The sequence below is a fragment of the Sphaerisporangium sp. NPDC005289 genome (assembly GCF_040607455.1).
GTDB lineage: Bacteria > Actinomycetota > Actinomycetes > Streptosporangiales > Streptosporangiaceae > Sphaerisporangium > Sphaerisporangium rhizosphaerae.
This window is the reverse complement of the sequence record NZ_JBEXGS010000007.1, coordinates 23,251-39,858: the sequence shown is the minus strand read 5'-3', so window position 1 is coordinate 39,858 and position 16,608 is coordinate 23,251. Positions and strand designations below refer to the sequence as shown.

At 72.8% G+C, this 16,608-nt stretch carries 20 protein-coding genes; 5 read left to right on the top strand and 15 right to left on the bottom strand.

The genetic code is table 11. The features are described from left to right. The first annotated feature begins 53 nt into the window (after positions 1–53). The 4 genes from ABZT47_RS14350 to ABZT47_RS14335 all read left to right on the top strand — a co-directional run bounded on the left by ABZT47_RS14350 (position 54) and on the right by ABZT47_RS14335 (position 3,152). Positions 54–383: a helix-turn-helix transcriptional regulator gene (locus tag ABZT47_RS14350; RefSeq protein ID WP_354840752.1), complete on the top strand. Its 330-nt coding sequence runs from the start codon at positions 54–56 to the stop codon at positions 381–383. Further along, complete coding sequence (locus tag ABZT47_RS14345) at positions 371–1,462, top strand: HD domain-containing protein (protein ID WP_354840749.1); 1,092 nt, start codon at positions 371–373, stop codon at positions 1,460–1,462. Before ABZT47_RS14350 ends, ABZT47_RS14345 begins: the two co-directional genes overlap by 13 nt. A 70-nt stretch (positions 1,463–1,532) precedes the next feature. Next, the gene (locus tag ABZT47_RS14340) at positions 1,533–1,997 is read left to right on the top strand and encodes a GNAT family N-acetyltransferase (RefSeq protein WP_354840746.1); all 465 of its coding nucleotides are present in this window, start codon (positions 1,533–1,535) and stop codon (positions 1,995–1,997) included. A gap of 63 nt (positions 1,998–2,060) precedes the next feature. Then, complete coding sequence (locus ABZT47_RS14335) at positions 2,061–3,152, top strand: hypothetical protein (protein WP_354840743.1); 1,092 nt, start codon at positions 2,061–2,063, stop codon at positions 3,150–3,152. A 66-nt stretch (positions 3,153–3,218) separates the two neighbouring features. On the opposite strand, the gene ABZT47_RS14330 is transcribed toward ABZT47_RS14335, so the two are convergent. Next, positions 3,219–3,626, bottom strand: coding sequence for a hypothetical protein (locus ABZT47_RS14330; protein ID WP_354840740.1), 408 nt, complete (start codon positions 3,624–3,626; stop codon positions 3,219–3,221). Between the two features lie 118 nt (positions 3,627–3,744). Next, positions 3,745–4,275 carry a cupin domain-containing protein gene (locus ABZT47_RS14325; RefSeq protein ID WP_354840737.1) on the bottom strand — a complete coding sequence of 177 codons (531 nt, stop codon included), beginning with the start codon at positions 4,273–4,275 and terminating at the stop codon, positions 3,745–3,747. A gap of 78 nt (positions 4,276–4,353) precedes the next feature. Between ABZT47_RS14325 and ABZT47_RS14320 the strand changes: the two genes are divergently transcribed. Then, positions 4,354–4,854 carry a MarR family transcriptional regulator gene (locus ABZT47_RS14320; protein WP_354840735.1) on the top strand — a complete coding sequence of 167 codons (501 nt, stop codon included), beginning with the start codon at positions 4,354–4,356 and terminating at the stop codon, positions 4,852–4,854. Positions 4,855–4,932: 78 nt separating this feature from the next. Here ABZT47_RS14320 and hypE read toward each other — a convergent pair whose 3' ends face one another. The 13 genes from hypE to ABZT47_RS14255 all read right to left on the bottom strand — a co-directional run bounded on the left by hypE (position 4,933) and on the right by ABZT47_RS14255 (position 16,527). Continuing rightward, entirely contained in the window at positions 4,933–6,147 is a 1,215-nt protein-coding gene (gene hypE, locus ABZT47_RS14315; RefSeq protein ID WP_354840732.1) for a hydrogenase expression/formation protein HypE, read from the bottom strand. Further along, the gene (gene hypD, locus ABZT47_RS14310; RefSeq protein ID WP_354840729.1) at positions 6,144–7,271 is read right to left on the bottom strand and encodes a hydrogenase formation protein HypD; all 1,128 of its coding nucleotides are present in this window, start codon (positions 7,269–7,271) and stop codon (positions 6,144–6,146) included. The genes hypE and hypD overlap by 4 nt, the downstream gene beginning before the upstream one ends. 5 nt (positions 7,272–7,276) lie before the next feature. Beyond that, positions 7,277–7,528 (bottom strand): HypC/HybG/HupF family hydrogenase formation chaperone, encoded by a 252-nt coding sequence (locus ABZT47_RS14305; protein WP_354840726.1) that lies wholly within the window; start codon positions 7,526–7,528, stop codon positions 7,277–7,279. Further along, on the bottom strand, positions 7,503–7,895 hold the full coding sequence (locus ABZT47_RS14300) for a hydrogenase maturation nickel metallochaperone HypA (protein WP_354840723.1): 393 nt from the start codon (positions 7,893–7,895) through the stop codon (positions 7,503–7,505). The genes ABZT47_RS14305 and ABZT47_RS14300 overlap by 26 nt, the downstream gene beginning before the upstream one ends. Before the next feature lie 15 nt (positions 7,896–7,910). After that, a complete protein-coding gene (locus ABZT47_RS14295) occupies positions 7,911–8,564 on the bottom strand; it encodes a hydrogenase maturation protease (RefSeq protein WP_354840721.1) in 654 nt (217 codons plus the stop codon). Beyond that, the gene (locus ABZT47_RS14290) at positions 8,561–10,045 is read right to left on the bottom strand and encodes a hypothetical protein (RefSeq protein WP_354840719.1); all 1,485 of its coding nucleotides are present in this window, start codon (positions 10,043–10,045) and stop codon (positions 8,561–8,563) included. Before ABZT47_RS14290 ends, ABZT47_RS14295 begins: the two co-directional genes overlap by 4 nt. Further along, positions 10,042–10,674 carry a DUF6084 family protein gene (locus ABZT47_RS14285; RefSeq protein WP_354840717.1) on the bottom strand — a complete coding sequence of 211 codons (633 nt, stop codon included), beginning with the start codon at positions 10,672–10,674 and terminating at the stop codon, positions 10,042–10,044. Before ABZT47_RS14285 ends, ABZT47_RS14290 begins: the two co-directional genes overlap by 4 nt. Further along, positions 10,667–11,599 carry a DUF5947 family protein gene (locus ABZT47_RS14280; RefSeq protein ID WP_354840714.1) on the bottom strand — a complete coding sequence of 311 codons (933 nt, stop codon included), beginning with the start codon at positions 11,597–11,599 and terminating at the stop codon, positions 10,667–10,669. The genes ABZT47_RS14285 and ABZT47_RS14280 overlap by 8 nt, the downstream gene beginning before the upstream one ends. Beyond that, positions 11,596–12,177: a NifU family protein gene (locus ABZT47_RS14275; protein WP_354840711.1), complete on the bottom strand. Its 582-nt coding sequence runs from the start codon at positions 12,175–12,177 to the stop codon at positions 11,596–11,598. The genes ABZT47_RS14280 and ABZT47_RS14275 overlap by 4 nt, the downstream gene beginning before the upstream one ends. After that, a complete protein-coding gene (locus ABZT47_RS14270; RefSeq protein ID WP_354840708.1) occupies positions 12,164–13,951 on the bottom strand; it encodes a nickel-dependent hydrogenase large subunit in 1,788 nt (595 codons plus the stop codon). The genes ABZT47_RS14275 and ABZT47_RS14270 overlap by 14 nt, the downstream gene beginning before the upstream one ends. A 40-nt stretch (positions 13,952–13,991) precedes the next feature. After that, positions 13,992–15,068 carry a hydrogenase expression protein HypE gene (locus ABZT47_RS14265; protein WP_354840706.1) on the bottom strand — a complete coding sequence of 359 codons (1,077 nt, stop codon included), beginning with the start codon at positions 15,066–15,068 and terminating at the stop codon, positions 13,992–13,994. A gap of 10 nt (positions 15,069–15,078) precedes the next feature. Next, positions 15,079–15,852 (bottom strand): SIS domain-containing protein, encoded by a 774-nt coding sequence (locus tag ABZT47_RS14260; protein ID WP_354840703.1) that lies wholly within the window; start codon positions 15,850–15,852, stop codon positions 15,079–15,081. Between the two features lie 63 nt (positions 15,853–15,915). Continuing rightward, positions 15,916–16,527 (bottom strand): SIS domain-containing protein, encoded by a 612-nt coding sequence (locus tag ABZT47_RS14255; protein WP_354840701.1) that lies wholly within the window; start codon positions 16,525–16,527, stop codon positions 15,916–15,918. Positions 16,528–16,608: the final 81 nt, after the last annotated feature.

Here is a 16,608-nt window from a genome sequence, read left to right as displayed (position 1 = left end):
CTGGCGGGCTATCTCTACCTATGTAGAGTTCCAGTATGCCAGGTGGTCCCCGGATGACGACGCAGGTGCAGGAGGTGCTCCGGGCGCTTCTCGACGAGCCCGGCACACAGCGCTACGGGCTGGAGGTGTGCGAGGCGACGGGCCTGCCGAGCGGCACGGTCTACCCCATACTGGCCCGGCTGGAGCAGATCGGCTGGGTGGAGAGCCGGTGGGAGGATCCCGCCGCGCATGTCAGCGAGGGCCGTCCGCGGCGCCGCTACTACACGATCACGGCGGACGGCGCGGCCCTCGGCCGCGACGCCATCGCACGGGCCTACCGCTCCCGGCGGCAGCCCGTCCCGGCCTGGCTCGCCGGCCCCGGGACGACGGGATGGGCGTCGTGACCCGGCGCGCGCCCGCCGAGGGCGCCTGCGGCGCCGGCGCGGTGCTGCGCGCGTTCCGCGAGGCTCCCACCGGCGAACGCGCCGAGCTGGTCGAGCGCGCGTACGCGGTGGCCGCGTACTGGCATCGCGATCAGAGACGCCGCAGCGGCGACCCCTACATCACCCATCCTGTGGCGGTCGCCGTCATCCTCGCCGAGGCGGGCATGGATCACGAGGTGGTGTGCGCGGCGTTGCTGCACGACGTGCTGGAGGACACCGGCTGCTCCGAGGCCGAGCTGGCCGGGGAGTTCGGCGCCGGCGTCACCGGCCTGCTCGCGGTCCTGCGGCGCCTGGAGGACCCCGCGGGCCCCCCTGACGGCTGGCCGACCTCCACCGACACGCGCGTGCTCATGCTCAAGCTGGCCGACCGGCTGCACAACCTGCGGACGCTGCGGTTCCTCAGCCCCGCCAAGCAGCGCCTGAAGTCGCGGCAGTCCCTGGAGGTGTTCGTGCCCGTCGCCCGGCGGCTGGGCGTGGCGGAGATCGAAAGAGAGATCGAGGAGCTGGCGACCGCCACGATCGCCGCCCAGACCGCCCAGACCGCCCTGACCGGCCACGGCGAGGCCGTCCCGCGGTCGCGACCTTCCGCGGACGACCAGAGCGGGATGCGCATGGCCTTCGGGGCGATCTCGCTGGGCGCGGCCCTGCTTCCCGCTTCGGCCCGTGCCCGCTGGCTGGCGGAGTGGCGCGGCGAGCTGCACGCGCTGCCCGGCGGGCGGGCCCGCGCCCGTTTCACCGCGCAGCTTCTCGCGGGCATGCCGCGGATGGCGCTCGCGCTCCGGCGGACGACGCCCGTCCCGGTCCGGCGGCTGCTGGAACGCGGCGCCCGCGTCGTCCGCTGGGCCATCGCGAGCGACGTCCGCGCGTGGACGCTGCTCGCGCCGCCGGTGGGGTGGGTGGTCGTCAAGACGGCGGCGACCGGCCTCGGCGACGCCCTGGCCATGCTGCTGTCACTCCCTCCGGTGCTGCAGGCGGGGGTGCGCACGCTGCGCTCGCGGCTCGGCGTGCCCCATCCCCGCCCTTCCAAGGACCGCTGCTGACGACGGGAGACCTCGCCCGAAGCCGCCTACGCTGGGAACGCACCCGCCGAAGCCGAGCCCCGGAGACAGAGTGAGCAGCATCGAGATCGTGGTCGACGACCTCTCCGGTCCGCCGATCGCCGAGTTCCTCCAGGCGCACCTCGCGGAGATGCGGTCCATCACCCCTCCCGAGAGCGTGCACGCCCTCGACCTCGACGCCCTCCGCAAGCCCGACGTCACCTTCTGGTCGGTCATGGACGGCGGCATCCTGGTGGGCTGCGGCGCGATCAAGAGGCTGGACGCCGGGCACGCCGAGGTGAAGTCCATGCGCACGGCGCCGCGGCGCAAGCGGAGCGGCGTCGCCACCCTGCTGCTGGAGCACATCATCGGCGAGGCCAGGCGCGAGGGGTTCACCCGGCTGAGCCTGGAGACCGGGTCGCAGGAGTTCTTCCTGCCCGCCAGGAGGCTGTACGAGAAGCTCGGCTTCGCCTGCTGCGAGCCGTTCGCGGACTACGGGCACGACCCCAACAGCGTCTACATGACCCGGACGCTCTGAACCCTCTTCCTGCGCGAACTTTCTTCCCTGGCCGGCGCTCTAACCAGTGCGAAGGGAGAAGTCATGAGAATACGCACACTGGCCGCGCTGGTCCTCGGGGGGCTCATGGTCGCCGCACCGGCGTCGGCCGCCGTCGCGCCCGGCCACGGCGGCCCGGCCACCGCCGCCGGCCTCGGCGCGGCCACCACCATGGCCGCCGCCGGCCCCCGGAGCGCCGCCGGGACGGGCACGACCGGACGGGGGATGTCCGGGCACGAGCACGCGGGAGACACCGGAGACGCGGTGCGCTATGCCGCGCTGAGGACGTGCACGAACAAGAAGAAGGAGGACAGGCCCTGCGGGCCCTGGCGGCTCATGCTGCACAGCGGCAAGGTCAGGGAACTGCCCGACGCGCGGGTGTTCCCCCGCGACGGGCATCGCAAGGTGCACAAGGACTCGCCGGCCCCGATCGCGGTCAGCGGGAACGGCGGGCACATCGCGTACGTGCGCGAACGCGACGACCGCCTGGTGGTACGGGAGCTCACCGGGAAGGTCCACGTCATGCCGGCGGCCGCGCTGCCCGCGAAGACGAACATGATGGGCCTCGACCTGGCCCTGTCGCTCGACGGGAGCACGCTGGCGGTACACGACGGCGCGAACGAGAAGTTCCTGTGGCTCTACGACGTGGCGTCCGGCAGGCGGCTCGGCTCCCTGCCTGCGGGGGACGAACTGCTGGGGTTCAGCGGCGACGAGGACCAGGTGCTCACCAGGAGGCAGACCGACGAGAACACCACGGAGATCATCACCTATGACCTGAGCGGCGCGGAGGCGACGCGGCAGGTGCCGCCGCAGATCGCGGCGCAGGACGTGCCGATGGCGCTGCACGCGGACGGCGACCTGGTCGCCTTCTACTCCGAGGGCTCCCGGGCTCTGAAGCTGTTCGACCTGCGCTCCAACGCCGTGGTGAACAGCGTGCGGGTGAAACTGCCCGGGGGCGGGGCGCCGGACATGGTCGACTGGACCGGCGCCCGCCAGGTCACCCTGCACGTCCTCACCGGCGATGCCGGCAACGGCACGATGCACATTCTCCAGGTGGACCCAGGGACCGGCGCCGTCCGGGTCCGCGACACCTACCGGGTCAAGAACACCTTCGTCTTCGCCGCCTGCGGCGGCTGACGCCGGCGGCCAGGTGAGCCGGCCCGGGCTCCGGTGCGCGGGGCCCGGGCCGGCTCGGCCGTCCGGTCAGCCGGCCTGGTCGCCGGGGGGCAAGTAGGGGCTTTCCTCGTCCACGGGCCCCGAGGGGCCGACGCCGGTGCCGTGTTCGGGAGTGGAGACGCCGTACGGGCGGCGGGCCCGGTGCTCGACGCCGACCTTCCTGCGCCCGGGCTCCTCCTTGCGGTGCGCGATGCGCTCGGCGCGGGCGGTGCTGCTCGTGCCCACTCCCAGCGGTGAACTGGCCTGGCTGTCGATCGGGGACACGCCGTGCCGTTCCACCTCGGTCATCACCCGCGGCGGACGGACGCCGCCGCGCGGCGGGCTGTCGAACGCGCGGTCGCCGGCCATGGCGACGTCCCGGTGGACCTGCCGGCGGATCTCCTCGATGTCGGGCATGCTCCCGGCGGCACCGCCAGGCCCTCGTGGCTCAGTCATGATCTCCACCCCCCGTTCGGCCGGCGACGTCATCGCACATGCGCCGCCGTCCATGTACATACCCACCCACCTGGGCATCGCCCGGATCCGCCGCCGCCGCGGCGGTGTTCCGGCGCGGTCAGAGGTCCACCAGCCTGGCCCGGGCCTGGCCGCCCGCTCCGGTCGCCTGTCGCCAGACGGGACTGTCGACGAAGTGGTTGTCGAAGCGTTCCTGGGTCTGGAAGATCTCCCCCGGGCCGGCCTCGCCCCGGCGGACGCGGTCGGCCAGCCGGAAGTAGTCGAACCGGTCGTCGCCCGGCGCCTTGATGATCAGCACGTCGGCGCCCACGCCGTCCGGCGTGCCCCACGCGTGCGTCATCAGCGGGGGCACCAGCAGGAAGTCGCCCTTCTCGATCGTGACGACGCGCTCGCCGGTCAGGACGCGCAGCGCGCCGTCCAGCATGAAGAACAGCTCGGGCGCCCGCTTGTGGAAGTGCGGCGGCGGGCCGTCGGTGCCCGGGCCCAAGGTGGTGCGGACGGCGTTCATGACGCCGCCCGTATCGCCGGCGTCGGCCAGCAGCCAGGTGCCGTTGGGCGACCCGCCGAGGTGCTCGGCCTCACCCGCACGCGTCAGGACCGGCTCGGTCGCGCGGCCATCGGTAGAGGACATCGTCCATCCTTCGCTCGCTGATAGTTATGATCCGAATAGTACGAGGGCTAACTATCTTGCGTCAAATATGCTGCCGCCATGAGCGAGCAGGATGAGCACGACCTGACCGACGTGATCCTCGGGCAGTGGCGGCGCGAGCGTCCCGACCTGGACCTGTCGGCCATGGGCACGCTCGGCCGGCTCTGGCGGCTGGCCGAGGTGCTGCAGCCGCTCGTGGAGGAGGTCTTCACCCGGCACGGGCTGCGGCGCGGCGAGTTCGACGTGCTCGCGGCGCTCAGGCGCGCCGGCGAGCCCTACACACTCATCCCGTCCGAGCTGGCCGACATGCTGATGATGTCGCGCGCGGGCATGACCAACCGGCTGGACCGGCTGGAGGAGGCGGGTCTGGTGGAACGCCGGCTCGACCCGGCCGACCGCCGTAGTTTCCTGGTCGCGCTCACTCCCCGGGGACGCGAGGTGATCGACGCGACGATGACCGACCACGCCGCCAACCTGCGGCGGCTCGTCTCCTCCCTCCCGCCCGGCGAGGCCGGCACCCTCGACCGAGCCCTGCGGACCCTTCTCCACACGCTCGGCTGACGGCGCGGAACCCGACCGACCTGCTTCTCACCGGCGTCCTGACCGGCGAGGCCCCCGGGTTGATCTCCACCCTGTCGATCAGCAGATGCGGGGCAGCGGGTCACCGACGAGGAGGTCGACGATGCGGGTGCCGCCGAAGCCGGTCTTGAGCAGGACCAGGCCAGGCGGGTCCTCCCCGATGCGGCCCACGACGGCGGCGCCCTCCCCCAGCGGATGCCCGCGCAGGGCCGCGAGGGCCGCGTCGGCGCGGTCGCCGGCGACCACGGCGACCATGCGGCCCTCGCAGGCGACGTACAGCGGGTCGATGCCGAGCAGTTCGCACGCGCCGCGCACGGACGGGCGCACCGGGACCGCCTCCTCCTCCACGACCACGGCCACCTCGGCCGTCTGCGCCACCTCGTTGAGCACGGTGGCCACCCCGCCCCGGGTGGCGTCCCGCAGGCACCGCACCTGCCGGCCGGGGCAGGCGTCGAGCAGACGGGCGGTCAGGCCGTTGAGCGGCGCGGTGTCGGAGACCAGGTCGTCGGCCTCGATGTCCAGCCCGCCGCGCGCGAGCATCACCGTGACGCCGTGCTCGCCGATGGGCCCGGAGACGATGACCGCGTCCCCCGGCCGGACCTCGGACGCGCCGAGCCGCACCCCGGGCGCCACGGTGCCGACGCCGGCCGTGGTGATGTAGCAGCCGTCGGCCTTGCCGCGCTGCACGACCTTGGTGTCCCCGGTGACGATCGTCACGCCGGCCGCCCGCGCCGCCTCGGCCATCGTGGCGGCGATCCTGCGCAGGTCGGCGATCGGGAACCCCTCCTCCAGGATGAACGCCGCCGACAGGTGCTCCGGCCGCGCCCCGCACATGGCCAGGTCGTTGACGGTGCCGTTGACGGCGAGGTCCCCGATGTCGCCACCGGGGAAGAACAGCGGGGTCACCACGTAGGAGTCGGTGGTGAAGGCCAGCGCCGGGGCGCTCGCCGCCTGGTCGACCCGCCCATCGGCGGACCGCTCGACCGGCCGTTCGGCGTCCGACCGTTCGGCGTCCGACCGTTCGCGGGACGTCCCGGGCGCGAGGATGGCGCCGTCGGCCAGCGGCTCGAGGAGGGGGTTGCGGAAGGCCTCCAAGAAGACCGCCTCGACCAGGGTGCGGCCGGCCTTGCCGCCCGCGCCGTGGGCGAGGGTGACCAGTTCCTCGCGCAGCCGCGGCCGGGCGCGGCGCGCCCGCTCGATGCGCGCGAGGACGAGCCGCTCGCGGTCCTGGGCTTCGGGCGGAGCCGGGTTCAGCACCTGCTCGTCGCGGTTCATGCGCGCGTCGCCTCCTTGACCCGGTCGCGCGAGAAGCGGCCGAAGTTGTAGTACGCCGCGCAGGCCCCCTCCGAGGACACCATGCAGGTGCCGATCGGGGTCTCGGGCGTGCAGGCGGTGCCGAACACCTTGCACTCCCACGGCTTGAGTACGCCCTTGAGCACCTCGCCGCACTGGCAGGCCTTCGGGTCGGCCACCCGGAAGCCGGGGACCTGGAACACGCGCTCGGCGTCGAACTCGGCGTACCGCTCGCGCACGCACAGCGCGGAGTCGGAGATGAAGCCCAGGCCCCGCCATTCGAAGGTGGGACGCAGCTCCATCACCTCGTTGATCACCGCGAGGGCCTTGGGGTTGCCGTTCCAGGGCACCACGCGGCCGTACTGGTTCTCGATCTCCACCCGTCCCTCGGCGAGCTGGACGAGGTTGCGGTGGACCGCCTGCAGCACGTCCAGCGGCTCGAACCCGGCGACCACGAGCGGCTTGCCGTAGTCGTGGGCGATGAACTCGTACGGCCGGCAGCCGATCACCGTCGAGACGTGCCCGGGGCCGATGAACCCGTCGAGCCGCAGGTCGGGCGAGTCCAGGATCGCCTTGATGGCCGGGATGATCGTCACGTGGTTGCAGAAGACCGAGAAGTTGCCGATGCGCTCGGCCGCGGCGCGCATGACGGTCATCGCGGTGGACGGGGCGGTGGTCTCGAACCCGATGGCCAGGAAGACCACGCGCCTGTCCGGATTGTCGCGCGCGATCTTGAGGGCGTCCAGGGGTGAGTACACCATGCGGATGTCCGCGCCGCGCGCCTTGGCGTCCAGGAAGGAGCCGTTGCCGCCCGGGACGCGCATCATGTCGCCGAACGACGTCATGATCACCTCCGGCTGCTCGGCGATGGCGATCGCGTCGTCCACCCGGCCCATCGGGATGACGCAGACCGGGCATCCCGGGCCGTGGACCAGCGAGACGCACGCGGGCAGGTAGTCCTCCAGCCCGTGCTTGTAGATCGTGTGGGTGTGCCCGCCGCACACCTCCATGAACTTGTACGCCCGCCCGGGCTCGCACAGCGCGGCGATGCGCGCCGCCAGGGCCCGGGCCTTGCCGGCGTCGCGGTACTCGTCGACGAACCGCATCGGCCTCACCCCTGCTCGATCACGGAGTCGCGCAGGGCGGCCATCTCGTCCTCGTACGCCTGGCCGATGCTCTCCAGGAAGTCGAGCGCCGCCCGCGCCTCCACCTGGTCGATCTTGGACAGCGCGAAGCCGACGTGGATGAGGATCCAGTCGCCCGGCGCGAGCGCCTCCCCCTCCAGCAGGCCGATGTTGACGGCCCGCCGCACGCCGCTGACGTCCACCTTGGCCAGGTCAGGACGATCCGACAGGATTTCCACGATCTCCCCGGGGATCCCCAGGCACATGAGTCGCCTCCGCGAGCTGGATGGATTCGAGGACGAGATCGTCGCCGCCCTCGGTGTCGACGTCGGTGGTCCCGCAGGCGGGGCACACCGCGTAGGGGTCCACCGAGGTGGTGGCGTTCCCGCAGTCACGGCAGGTGAGCCGCACCGGGAGCGTGACCAGGTCCAGGCGCGCGCCCTCGGCCAGCGTCCCCTCGGTGACCAGGCTCCACGCGTCGTTGATCGACGGCTCGGCGACGCGCAGCAACGCGCCCACCTGCACCCGGGCCCGGCGCACCCGACGGCCGTCCGCCCGTCCCTCCACCGCGGCGAGGATCGACTCCGCGATCCCGTATTCGTGCACGGTCCACCTCATCTCTCAGATCTGGAAGGTCGGTGTCCGACTCCCTGTGCGGGCACCGGCCGGCCGGTCGCGGGCGACCTCGCCCGCCGGCGCGCGGGTCACATCTGACGGATCTTCATGTACCGCTTGAGGTCCGGAATCGACCGGTACACCATGACGCCGACCGCCACCACGGCCGTCAACATGATCAGTCGCTTCACCATCGGTCTCCTTTCCGTGGTCCTCGACGATCTCGAGGACGAGGTCCGCCGCCCGGCCGACGGCGCCGGCGACCGGCGGGCTCAGTTCCATGCCGGGCGACAGGTCCGCCGGCCGGCATCCCACGAGCAGGACGGGGACGAGGTCCCCGCCGAGCGTCCCGGCCAGCGCCAGGACCGCCTCGGGGGTCATGTCGTGGGCGTCCACGAACGTGCCGGGCACCTGCTCCGGCACGGGACGCAGGACGTACAGGGTGCCGGGCGGATCGTCCCGGGCGACGGTGTCGACCAGGATCGCCAGGTCGTACCCGCCACCGGTGAGCTCGTAGGCCAGGTGGACGCCGCGGATGCCGAAGTCGGACACCACGACGCCCTCCGGCACGCCGGCCGAGGCCAGGTGCCGGGCCACGGCGACGCCGAAGCCGTCGTCGCCGAGGAAGACGTTGCCCACGCCCGCGACCAGCGTCCTCACGCCCCCGCCTCCCCGTCCGGAACGACCGGCTCCATCCCGTCCGGAAGGACCGCCTCCGCCCCGTCCGGGACGACCGGCTCCACCTCGTCGGGGGCGAAGTACAGGAAGCGACCGTGGGAGCGGTGCAGGTCGGCGCCGAGGTCGTCGTCCAGCGTGACGGCGAGGTAGCGGGTGCCGTCCACGTCGCGGAGCACCGCCTCCACCTGGGCGGTCCTGCCCGTCAGGAACATGTCGTGCGCGTCCGCGCGCCGGGCGCCGGGAGTGAGCCGGACGCGCGCGCCCCGGCCGATCTCCACCCCGCCCACGGTCACCCTCCCGTCCTCCTCGGCCTCGGACGGTCCGGAAGGTTCGAAAGGTCCGGAAGGTCCGGACGACGATCCCCGCCGGCGGGGTCCGGGCGACGGCCCTGACGAGGACGGCCGCGAAGCCGACCAGGACGGTGGCGATGGCGACGATGACGGCGGCGTGGCGGGCGGGCCGAGGCGGCGGATCGCGCCGTGGAGGCGTTCCAGCAGTTCGGGCGGCAGGTCGCCGGCCCGGTCGATGATCTCCGCCGCCCGCGGGTCGGTGGCCCGCGCCTCGCGCTTCTCCGCCTCGGTCAGCGTGAGCGTCCGCAGGTGGAGGATCTCGTCGATCTCGGTCGCGTCGAACAGGTCGCCGGGGCTTTCGGGCGCGATGCCGGGGTGGTCGTCCAGGATGATCGGGGAGGAGAGCACGACGTCGCGCCGCCCCGGCTCGCCGACCAGGACCGGCCAGGTGTTGACGTTGCGGCAGCCCCGCGCGGCCGGGCGCGCCCACTCCGGCGGGTCGGTCAGCGACAGGAACGCGCCGGAGGTGACCGCGAGCAGCAGGTGGGCGGCGACCAGCGAGTGCCGCAACGCCTCCTCGCGGGTGGCGGCGGGCGGCGCCTCGGCCGCGTTCTCCACCCTGACCCGCACCTTCAGCAGCCCGTACGGGCCGTCCTGCCGCTCGGCCGCGATCCGCAGCACCGCCCGCACCGGCCGGTGCGCGGTGACGACGCGGCCCAGCACCTCGCCGGACGCCGCCGTGATGGGCCGCTCGGCGCGGTCACCGGGCAGGCGCACGCGGACCGCCCGCTCGGCGCCGACCAGTCCGGGCATGGGCACGACGGCCTCGACCTCGCGGGCGGTGGCCTCGTCGAAGGTCAGATGGGTGACGCCGTCGCAGTCCAACTCGGCGACCGGCACGAACCGGCCCTGCCGGAAGCGTTCGACCCTGCGCTCCTTGACGTGCAGGAACCGCAGGCGAAGACGCAGCAGGGCGTGCGCGGCGCCGTCCGCCAGGCATTCGGTCACGCTCGCGGACGGCTCGGCGGTGGCGGTGTACGCGGGAGGCACGAGCACGCCGAACTGCCAGCGCAGCCGATTCTTGGCGGCGGAGGCCCGGTAGGGATAGAGCAGGTAGCCCTCGTACAGCACGGCGTCGGCCACCTTGCGGGCGACGTCCATCGGCGCCCTCATCGGCGGGCCTCCTTGAGCAGGGCCTCCATGGCCTCGTCCCATGTGGGCAGGGCGCGCTCGGACTTGTACCTCTGCAGCGCCCGCAGCGTGTCGGTGGACAGGCGCAGCCAGCCGCCGCCGGGGAAGTAGCGGTCGATCATCTCCCGCCACGTCGAGACCGGCAGCCCTTGGCGGGCCTCGCGGTCCCACGGCACCTGACGGACGGTGAACCCCTCCCCCGCCCTGGCGAAGACCGTGCCGCTGAACAGCAGCAGCAGCGGCACCTCGCCGTCGTCCAGCGAGGCGAAGTACTTGCCCGCGGCGACCTCCAGGTCGTAGCCGCACGGCACCGGCAGGTCGATCTCGGTGGCGCCGGTGAACCTCGGGACCATGACCGACACGTTGGCGAACTGCAACGGGCGCACCGTCTCGTCCCACCGGGAGGGGTCGCCGAACAGGTCCGCGAGCAGTTCGCTCTCGGCGGCGCCGTAGGTCCGCCGCCGCGGCTCGACGCGGATCTGGCAGCGCAGCGCGATGGCGTGGACGGCGCCGTCGTCCGGCGCGGTGATGCCGAGCCGGAACAGCAGCGTCGGGAAGACCCCGTACGCGTCGGGGCGCACGCCCAGGCACCGGAACCCGATCTCAGTCACGCCCTCGTCCCTCCTCCCGCGCCGCCGCCACCGGCGCGCCACCGCGGCCGGCGCCCGACGGCGGGTCCACCGGAGCCGCGTCCACCGGAGCTGCGGCCACCGGGGCCGCCTCCGCCGAGTCGTCCGCCGGCGGCGGGTCCATCGAGACCGCGTCCGTTGAAACCGCGTCCCCCTGGGCGTCCGCCGGGATCGTCTCGGCGCGGCGGCGGAGCCCGTCGAAGAAGGCGGCGATGGTCTCCTGCGCCTCCTGTCCGCCGTGGAAGCCCTTCCAGTGCACCCGGACCAGGCCGACCAGCTCGTAGCAGGCGTCGATCGGGACGAGGTGGCAGGCGAAGCCGTCCGGGCGGCGGTCGATCAGATACGCCTCGACGTCCGGCTCGGCCGGGGGCAGCTCCGGGTTGGCGGCCAGGACGCGCTCCCAGGTGGACAGGTCGAGCAGCGACTCCGTCGCCCCGCCGGGGCTCGGGTAGAACGCCGCGAACCGGCCGAGCGCGGAGTTGTGGAACAGGAACGCGGTGCGCACCGGTATCTGCAGTTCCTCCCAGTCGGCCGCCGACAGCCGCATCCGCGGCAGGTACAGGTAGCGTTCGGGCACCGCCTGGTAGCGGCCCCGGGCGACGGTGCCGCCGCGCGAGAGCAGCAGGCGGCAGGCCACGCAGACGCACAGCAGCGCGCGGGTGCCGGTGTCGACGGCGTGGCCGTGCCGCTCGCCCAGCGGCTCGGCGCACATCTCGCACACCTCCGCCACGGGCCCCCGTGACTCGACGGGCTCCCGGAACCGGCGCAGCCCCACGCCGTCCCGGCCGTGACCCGCGACCGCCGCCGGCGCGGACGGCACACCCGCACCGGCCACCGCTCCGGCCACCGCTCCGGACCCGCGGGCTCCACCGGGGCAGGGCGGTACCGGCGAGCCGGACGCGGTCATGGCGCGGCCTCCTCGGGGACCGGGCACGGGCCGGGCGGGCGGCGCCCGATCTGCATGAGCGGCGGGGCGTCCTGCGTCATCCCGTCCACCTCCAGCCGGGTCACCTCGGGGGCCGCGCCGAGCACGGCCCGCTCGATGGCCTGGGTCACGGTGACCCGCGAGGAGGCGCACCCGTGGCAGTTGCCGGACAGCCGCAGCCGCACCACCCCCGCCTCGTCGACGCCGAGCAGTTCCACCCCTCCCTCGTGCAGGCCGAGGGAGGGGCGCACGGCGTCCAGTGCGGCGCGGATGCGCTCCTCGGTGCCGAGCGGGTGCAGGTCGTGCAGGACGAGCAGGCCGGAGACCAGCTCGTCGCCGGCCAGCCGCCGCAGCACCTCGGCGGCCTCGCTCTCGACCACGATGGCCATGACCCGCTCCAGCCCGGCCCCGTAGAGGCCGACCAGGGTGCGGACGAGCTCCTCGGCGCGGGCGCGGGCGGCGGGGTCGGCGAGCGCGCCGAGCTGGTCGATCAGCGTCTCGACGCGCTCCCCGGCGGCCCGCACGTCCCGCGCCGGGCGCGTCCGCTCAGGTGCCGGCATTGAAGGCGTGGGGGCTGTGCAGCTTGCGGAGCTCCTGGCCCCCGCCGAGGTACATGTGCACCCCGCACGGCAGGCACGGGTCGAAGCTGCGGACGGTCCGCATGATGTCGATGCCCTTGAACCTCTCCGGCGGGTTCTCCTCGAAGATGGGCGTGTTCTGCACGGCGTCCTCGTACGGGCCGGGCGTCCCGTAACTGTCGCGGACGCTGGCGTTCCAGGGCGTCGGCGGGTACGGGTGGTAGTTGGCGATCTTGCCGTTCCTGATCACCATGTGGTGGGACAGCAGGCCGCGCACCGCCTCGGTGAAGCCGCAGCTGATCGCCTCCTCCGGCACCTCGAACGGCTCCCAGGTCTGGGTGCGCCCCCGCCGCACCTCGTCCAGCCCCTTCTCGGCGAAGTACAGGGCGCAGGCGGCGGAGTACGCCTGGAAGTAGGTGCGGGCCCGGTTGCGTTCGAGCGCGTTGGACAGCAGCTCTCCGTTGCGTTCGGGGATCTTCCACTCGAACGTCGTCTCGGGCTTGGTGGCGGTCTTCGGCAGCCGGATGATCACGCTGTGCCCGGTGGCCTCGACGCCGCCGATGTCCACCCGGCCGGACAGCGCCGTGGACCAGAGCCGGGCGATGGGCCCGCCGCCGGTGTCCAGCGGGAGCATGTCCGTGCCGTCGTACCAGCGGGGCGACATAACCCAGCTGTACTTGTCGGCGAAGTCGCGCTTCTGCGGCCGCGGGATGGTGTGCTGGTTCCACGGGTGACGCATGTCGACGGGGTTGCCGAGCGGGTCGTGGGTGACGAACGGCTCCTGGTCGGCCCAGTCCTCGTAGTAGGAGCTGCCGAGCAGGATGCGCATGCCGAGGTTGATGTCCACCAGGTTGTTGGTGATCAGCTCGCCGTCGACGATGACGCCGGGCGTCACGAACATCTCCCGGCCCCAGGAGCTCATGTTCTCGTAGGTGAAGTCGCAGTGCTCGGGGTCGTTGAGGCTTCCCCAGCAGCCGAGCATCACCCGCCGCCGCCCGACCTGCTCGTACCCGGGCAGCGCCTCGTAGAAGAAGTCGAACAGGTCGTCGTGCATCGGCACGACCTTCTTCATGAACTCGACGTACCTCATGAGGCGGGTCAGGTAGTCGGTGAAGAGCTGAACGGTGGCGACCGTGCCGACCCCGCCGGGGTAGAGGGTGGAGGGGTGGACGTGCCGGCCCTCCATGAGGCAGAACATCTCGCGCGCGACGCGGCTCATGACCAGCGCTTCACGGTAGAACTCGCCTTCCAGCGGGTTCAGCGAGCGCATGATGTCGGCGATGGTGCGAAAGCCGTGCGCGCCGGCGTTGGGGCACTCGGTGCGCTCGGCGAGGTCGAGCACGCCGGGGTTGGTCTCGCGCACCATCTTCTCGCAGTAGTCGACCCCCACCAGGTTCTCCTGGTAGATGTTGTGGTCGAACATGTACTCGGCCGCCTCGCCCAGGTTGATGATCCATTCGGCGAGCGCGGGCGGGCGCACGCCGTAGGCCATGTTCTGGTTGTAGACCGAGCAGGTGGCGTGGTTGTCGCCGCAGATCCCGCAGATGCGGCTGGTGATGAAGTGCGCGTCCCGCGGGTCCTTGCCCTTCATGAACACGCTGTAGCCGCGGAAGATCGACGAGGTGCTGTGGCACTCGACGACCTCGCGGGCCTTGAAGTCGATCTTGGCGTAGATGCCCAGGCTGCCCACGATGCGGGTGATCGGGTCCCAGGCCATCTCGACCAGGTCGCGGTTCTCATCCTTGGCGGTGGTCATGTCAGCTCCCAGGGCGCCGTGCGGTTCGGGCGGTCATGTGTCAGCTCCACGGCGCCCGGTACCCGGTGAGCAGGGCGCGGCCCTTGGCCCGCCACTTCGGCTCCTTGTCGACCGTGTGCAGCGTGATCCCGCGCAGTCTGCGCACGACCCCGCCGTACACCGTGCTGATCGAGGAGGACACCATCGCCCCGGGCGGCTCGTCCATGAACGGCATGAACTTGTCGGGGAAGCCGGGCATCGTGCAGGCGATGCAGATGCCGCCGACGTTCGGGCAGCCGCCGAGGCCGGCCATCCAGCCCCGCTTCGGCACGTTGCACTTCACCACCGGCCCCCAGCAGCCGATCTTCACCAGGCACTTCGGCGAGCCGTACTCGACGGCGAACTGCCCCTGCTCGTAGTACCCGGCCCGGTCGCAGCCCTCGTGGACGGTCTGGCCGAACAGCCACGTGGGGCGCAGCGCCTCGTCCAGCGGGATCATCGGCGCCTGCCCGTTGAGCTGGTAGAGCAGGTACAGGAGCGTCTCCGACATGTTGTCGGGCTGCACCGGGCAGCCGGGGACGTTCACGATCGGGACGCCGGCCTTGGACCGCCACTCCCAGCCGAGGTAGTCGGCCAGTCCCATGCACCCGGTCGGGTTGCCGGCCATGGCGTGGATGCCGCCGTAGGTGGCGCAGGTGCCGGTCGCGACGACGGCGGTCGCCTTGGGGGCCAGGATGTCCAGCCACTCGGGCAGGGTCATCGGCTGGCCGGTCTCGGGGTTGTTGCCGAACCCCGACCAGTAGCCCTCCTGCTTGATCGACTCGTTGGGGATCGAGCCCTCGACGACCAGGACGAACGGCTCCAGTGCGCCGCGCGCCGCGAGGAAGTACCACTCGATCATGGCGTCGGCGCCCTGCATCGGCCCGCTGTGGAAGTCGATCAGCGGCCAGTGGACGTCCACGGCCGGCAGGCCCGGCAGGCCGCCCAGCACGATGTCCTCGATGCTCGGCTGCGTCGCCGCGGTGAGCGAGACCGAGTCGCCGTCGCAGCTCATGCCGGCGTTGATCCACAGGATGTGGACGACGGGTTCCTTCTGCTCCCGTGCCCTGTCCTGCGCGGACTCTGTCATGGTGCCCATACCGCCTCCATTACTCCTGGCACTCCTGGCCGGTGTCGGTGAGCGTCGGGACGCGCCCCCGCCCGTCGCCGCGGCCGGTGGGCGCGTCTTGCAGCAGGTGCCGGGTGACCTCCCAGAGCACGTGGTAGAGCGTCGTCTGCGCCTCCTGGATGCGGTGCACGGACGTGGACGGGATGACGAACAGGTGGTCCAGGACGTCCAGCTCCGCCAGCTCGGCGAGCCGTCCGCCCTGGTAGCCGGCCAGGCCCACGGTGAGCAGGCCGCGCCCCCACGCCTCCTCGAAGGCCTGGACGAGGTTGGCGGAGCCGCCGCTGGTGGACAGGCCGAGGGCGATGTCGCCGGGACGGGCCAGGGCCGCGATCTGCCGGGCGAAGACGACGTCGAACCCGACGTCGTTGGACAGGGCCGTGACGACGGCGACGTCGGAGGTCAGGCACAGGGCGGGCAGCGGCGGTCCGTGCCGGGGCCGCAGGTGGAGGGTGGCGACCTCCTGGGCGTCGGTGCTGCTGCCGCCGTTGCCGAAGGTGAACAGCCGCCCGCCCGCGGCGAACCGGTCCGCCATGTCCTGCGCGCACGCGGCGAGCCGCTCGGCGTGCAGCTCGCCCACCTGCGCGCGCAGCCGCAGGATCTCCTCCGCCTTGGCCGCGGTCGAGCGGACGGCGTGCTCCTCCAGCTCGCCGCGCCGGCCGTGCTCGCCGCCGGGCCCGTGGCCGCGTCCGCGTCCGCGCAGGAAGGGGTACAGGCCGTCCGTCCCCTCCGCGGCCGCCTCGTCACCGGCGCCCATCGGCGCTCCTCCCCGCGCGCGCGGCGGCGCGGCGGACGGGCGCGGGCGTGCCCTCGCGAGGGGTCATCGGGCCGTGTCCGGGCGGGTGCGCGCGTGGAAGACGTGGACCAGCTCCCACAGGACGTGGTACATCGTGACGTGGATCTCCTTGACCACCGCGGGGTCCTCGGAGCCGGCGATGAGCGCGTGGTCCACCGCCGCGCTGCGGGCGATCGCGCCGCCGTCGCCGCCGAGCAGGGCCATCGTGAACAGGCCCTGCTCGCGGGCGGCCTCCAGCCCCTTCAGGACGTTGGCGCACCACCCGTCGGACGAGACGCCGAGGGCCATGTCGGCCGGAGCGCCCCAGTGGCGCACCTGGTGGGCGAAGACCTCGGCCAGGCCGTCGCGGGCGCCGACCGCGGAGACGGTGGCGGCGTCGTTGCCGAGCGCCATCGCGGGCAGGGCGCGCTTGCCGACGACGACGGGGTGCATGAACTCGACGGCGATGTGGGAGGCGTCGGTGCCCGCGCCGCCGTTGCCGAAGACGATCAGCTTGCCGCCGCGGTGGAACCGCACGGCCATGGCACGGCACGCGCGCGTGATGCGCTCGGAGTCCTCGGCGAGCCGGCGCCCCGCGGACTCCCGCCGGGAGAAGGCTTCGCTGACCGCCTCGCGCGTGGTCGACGTCACAGGCATGTTCACACTCCGTTATGTACCGTAGTCGTCAGGCTACGATGCGTACACACGGTGCCGACACCCCAAGGCGGACAACCCGGA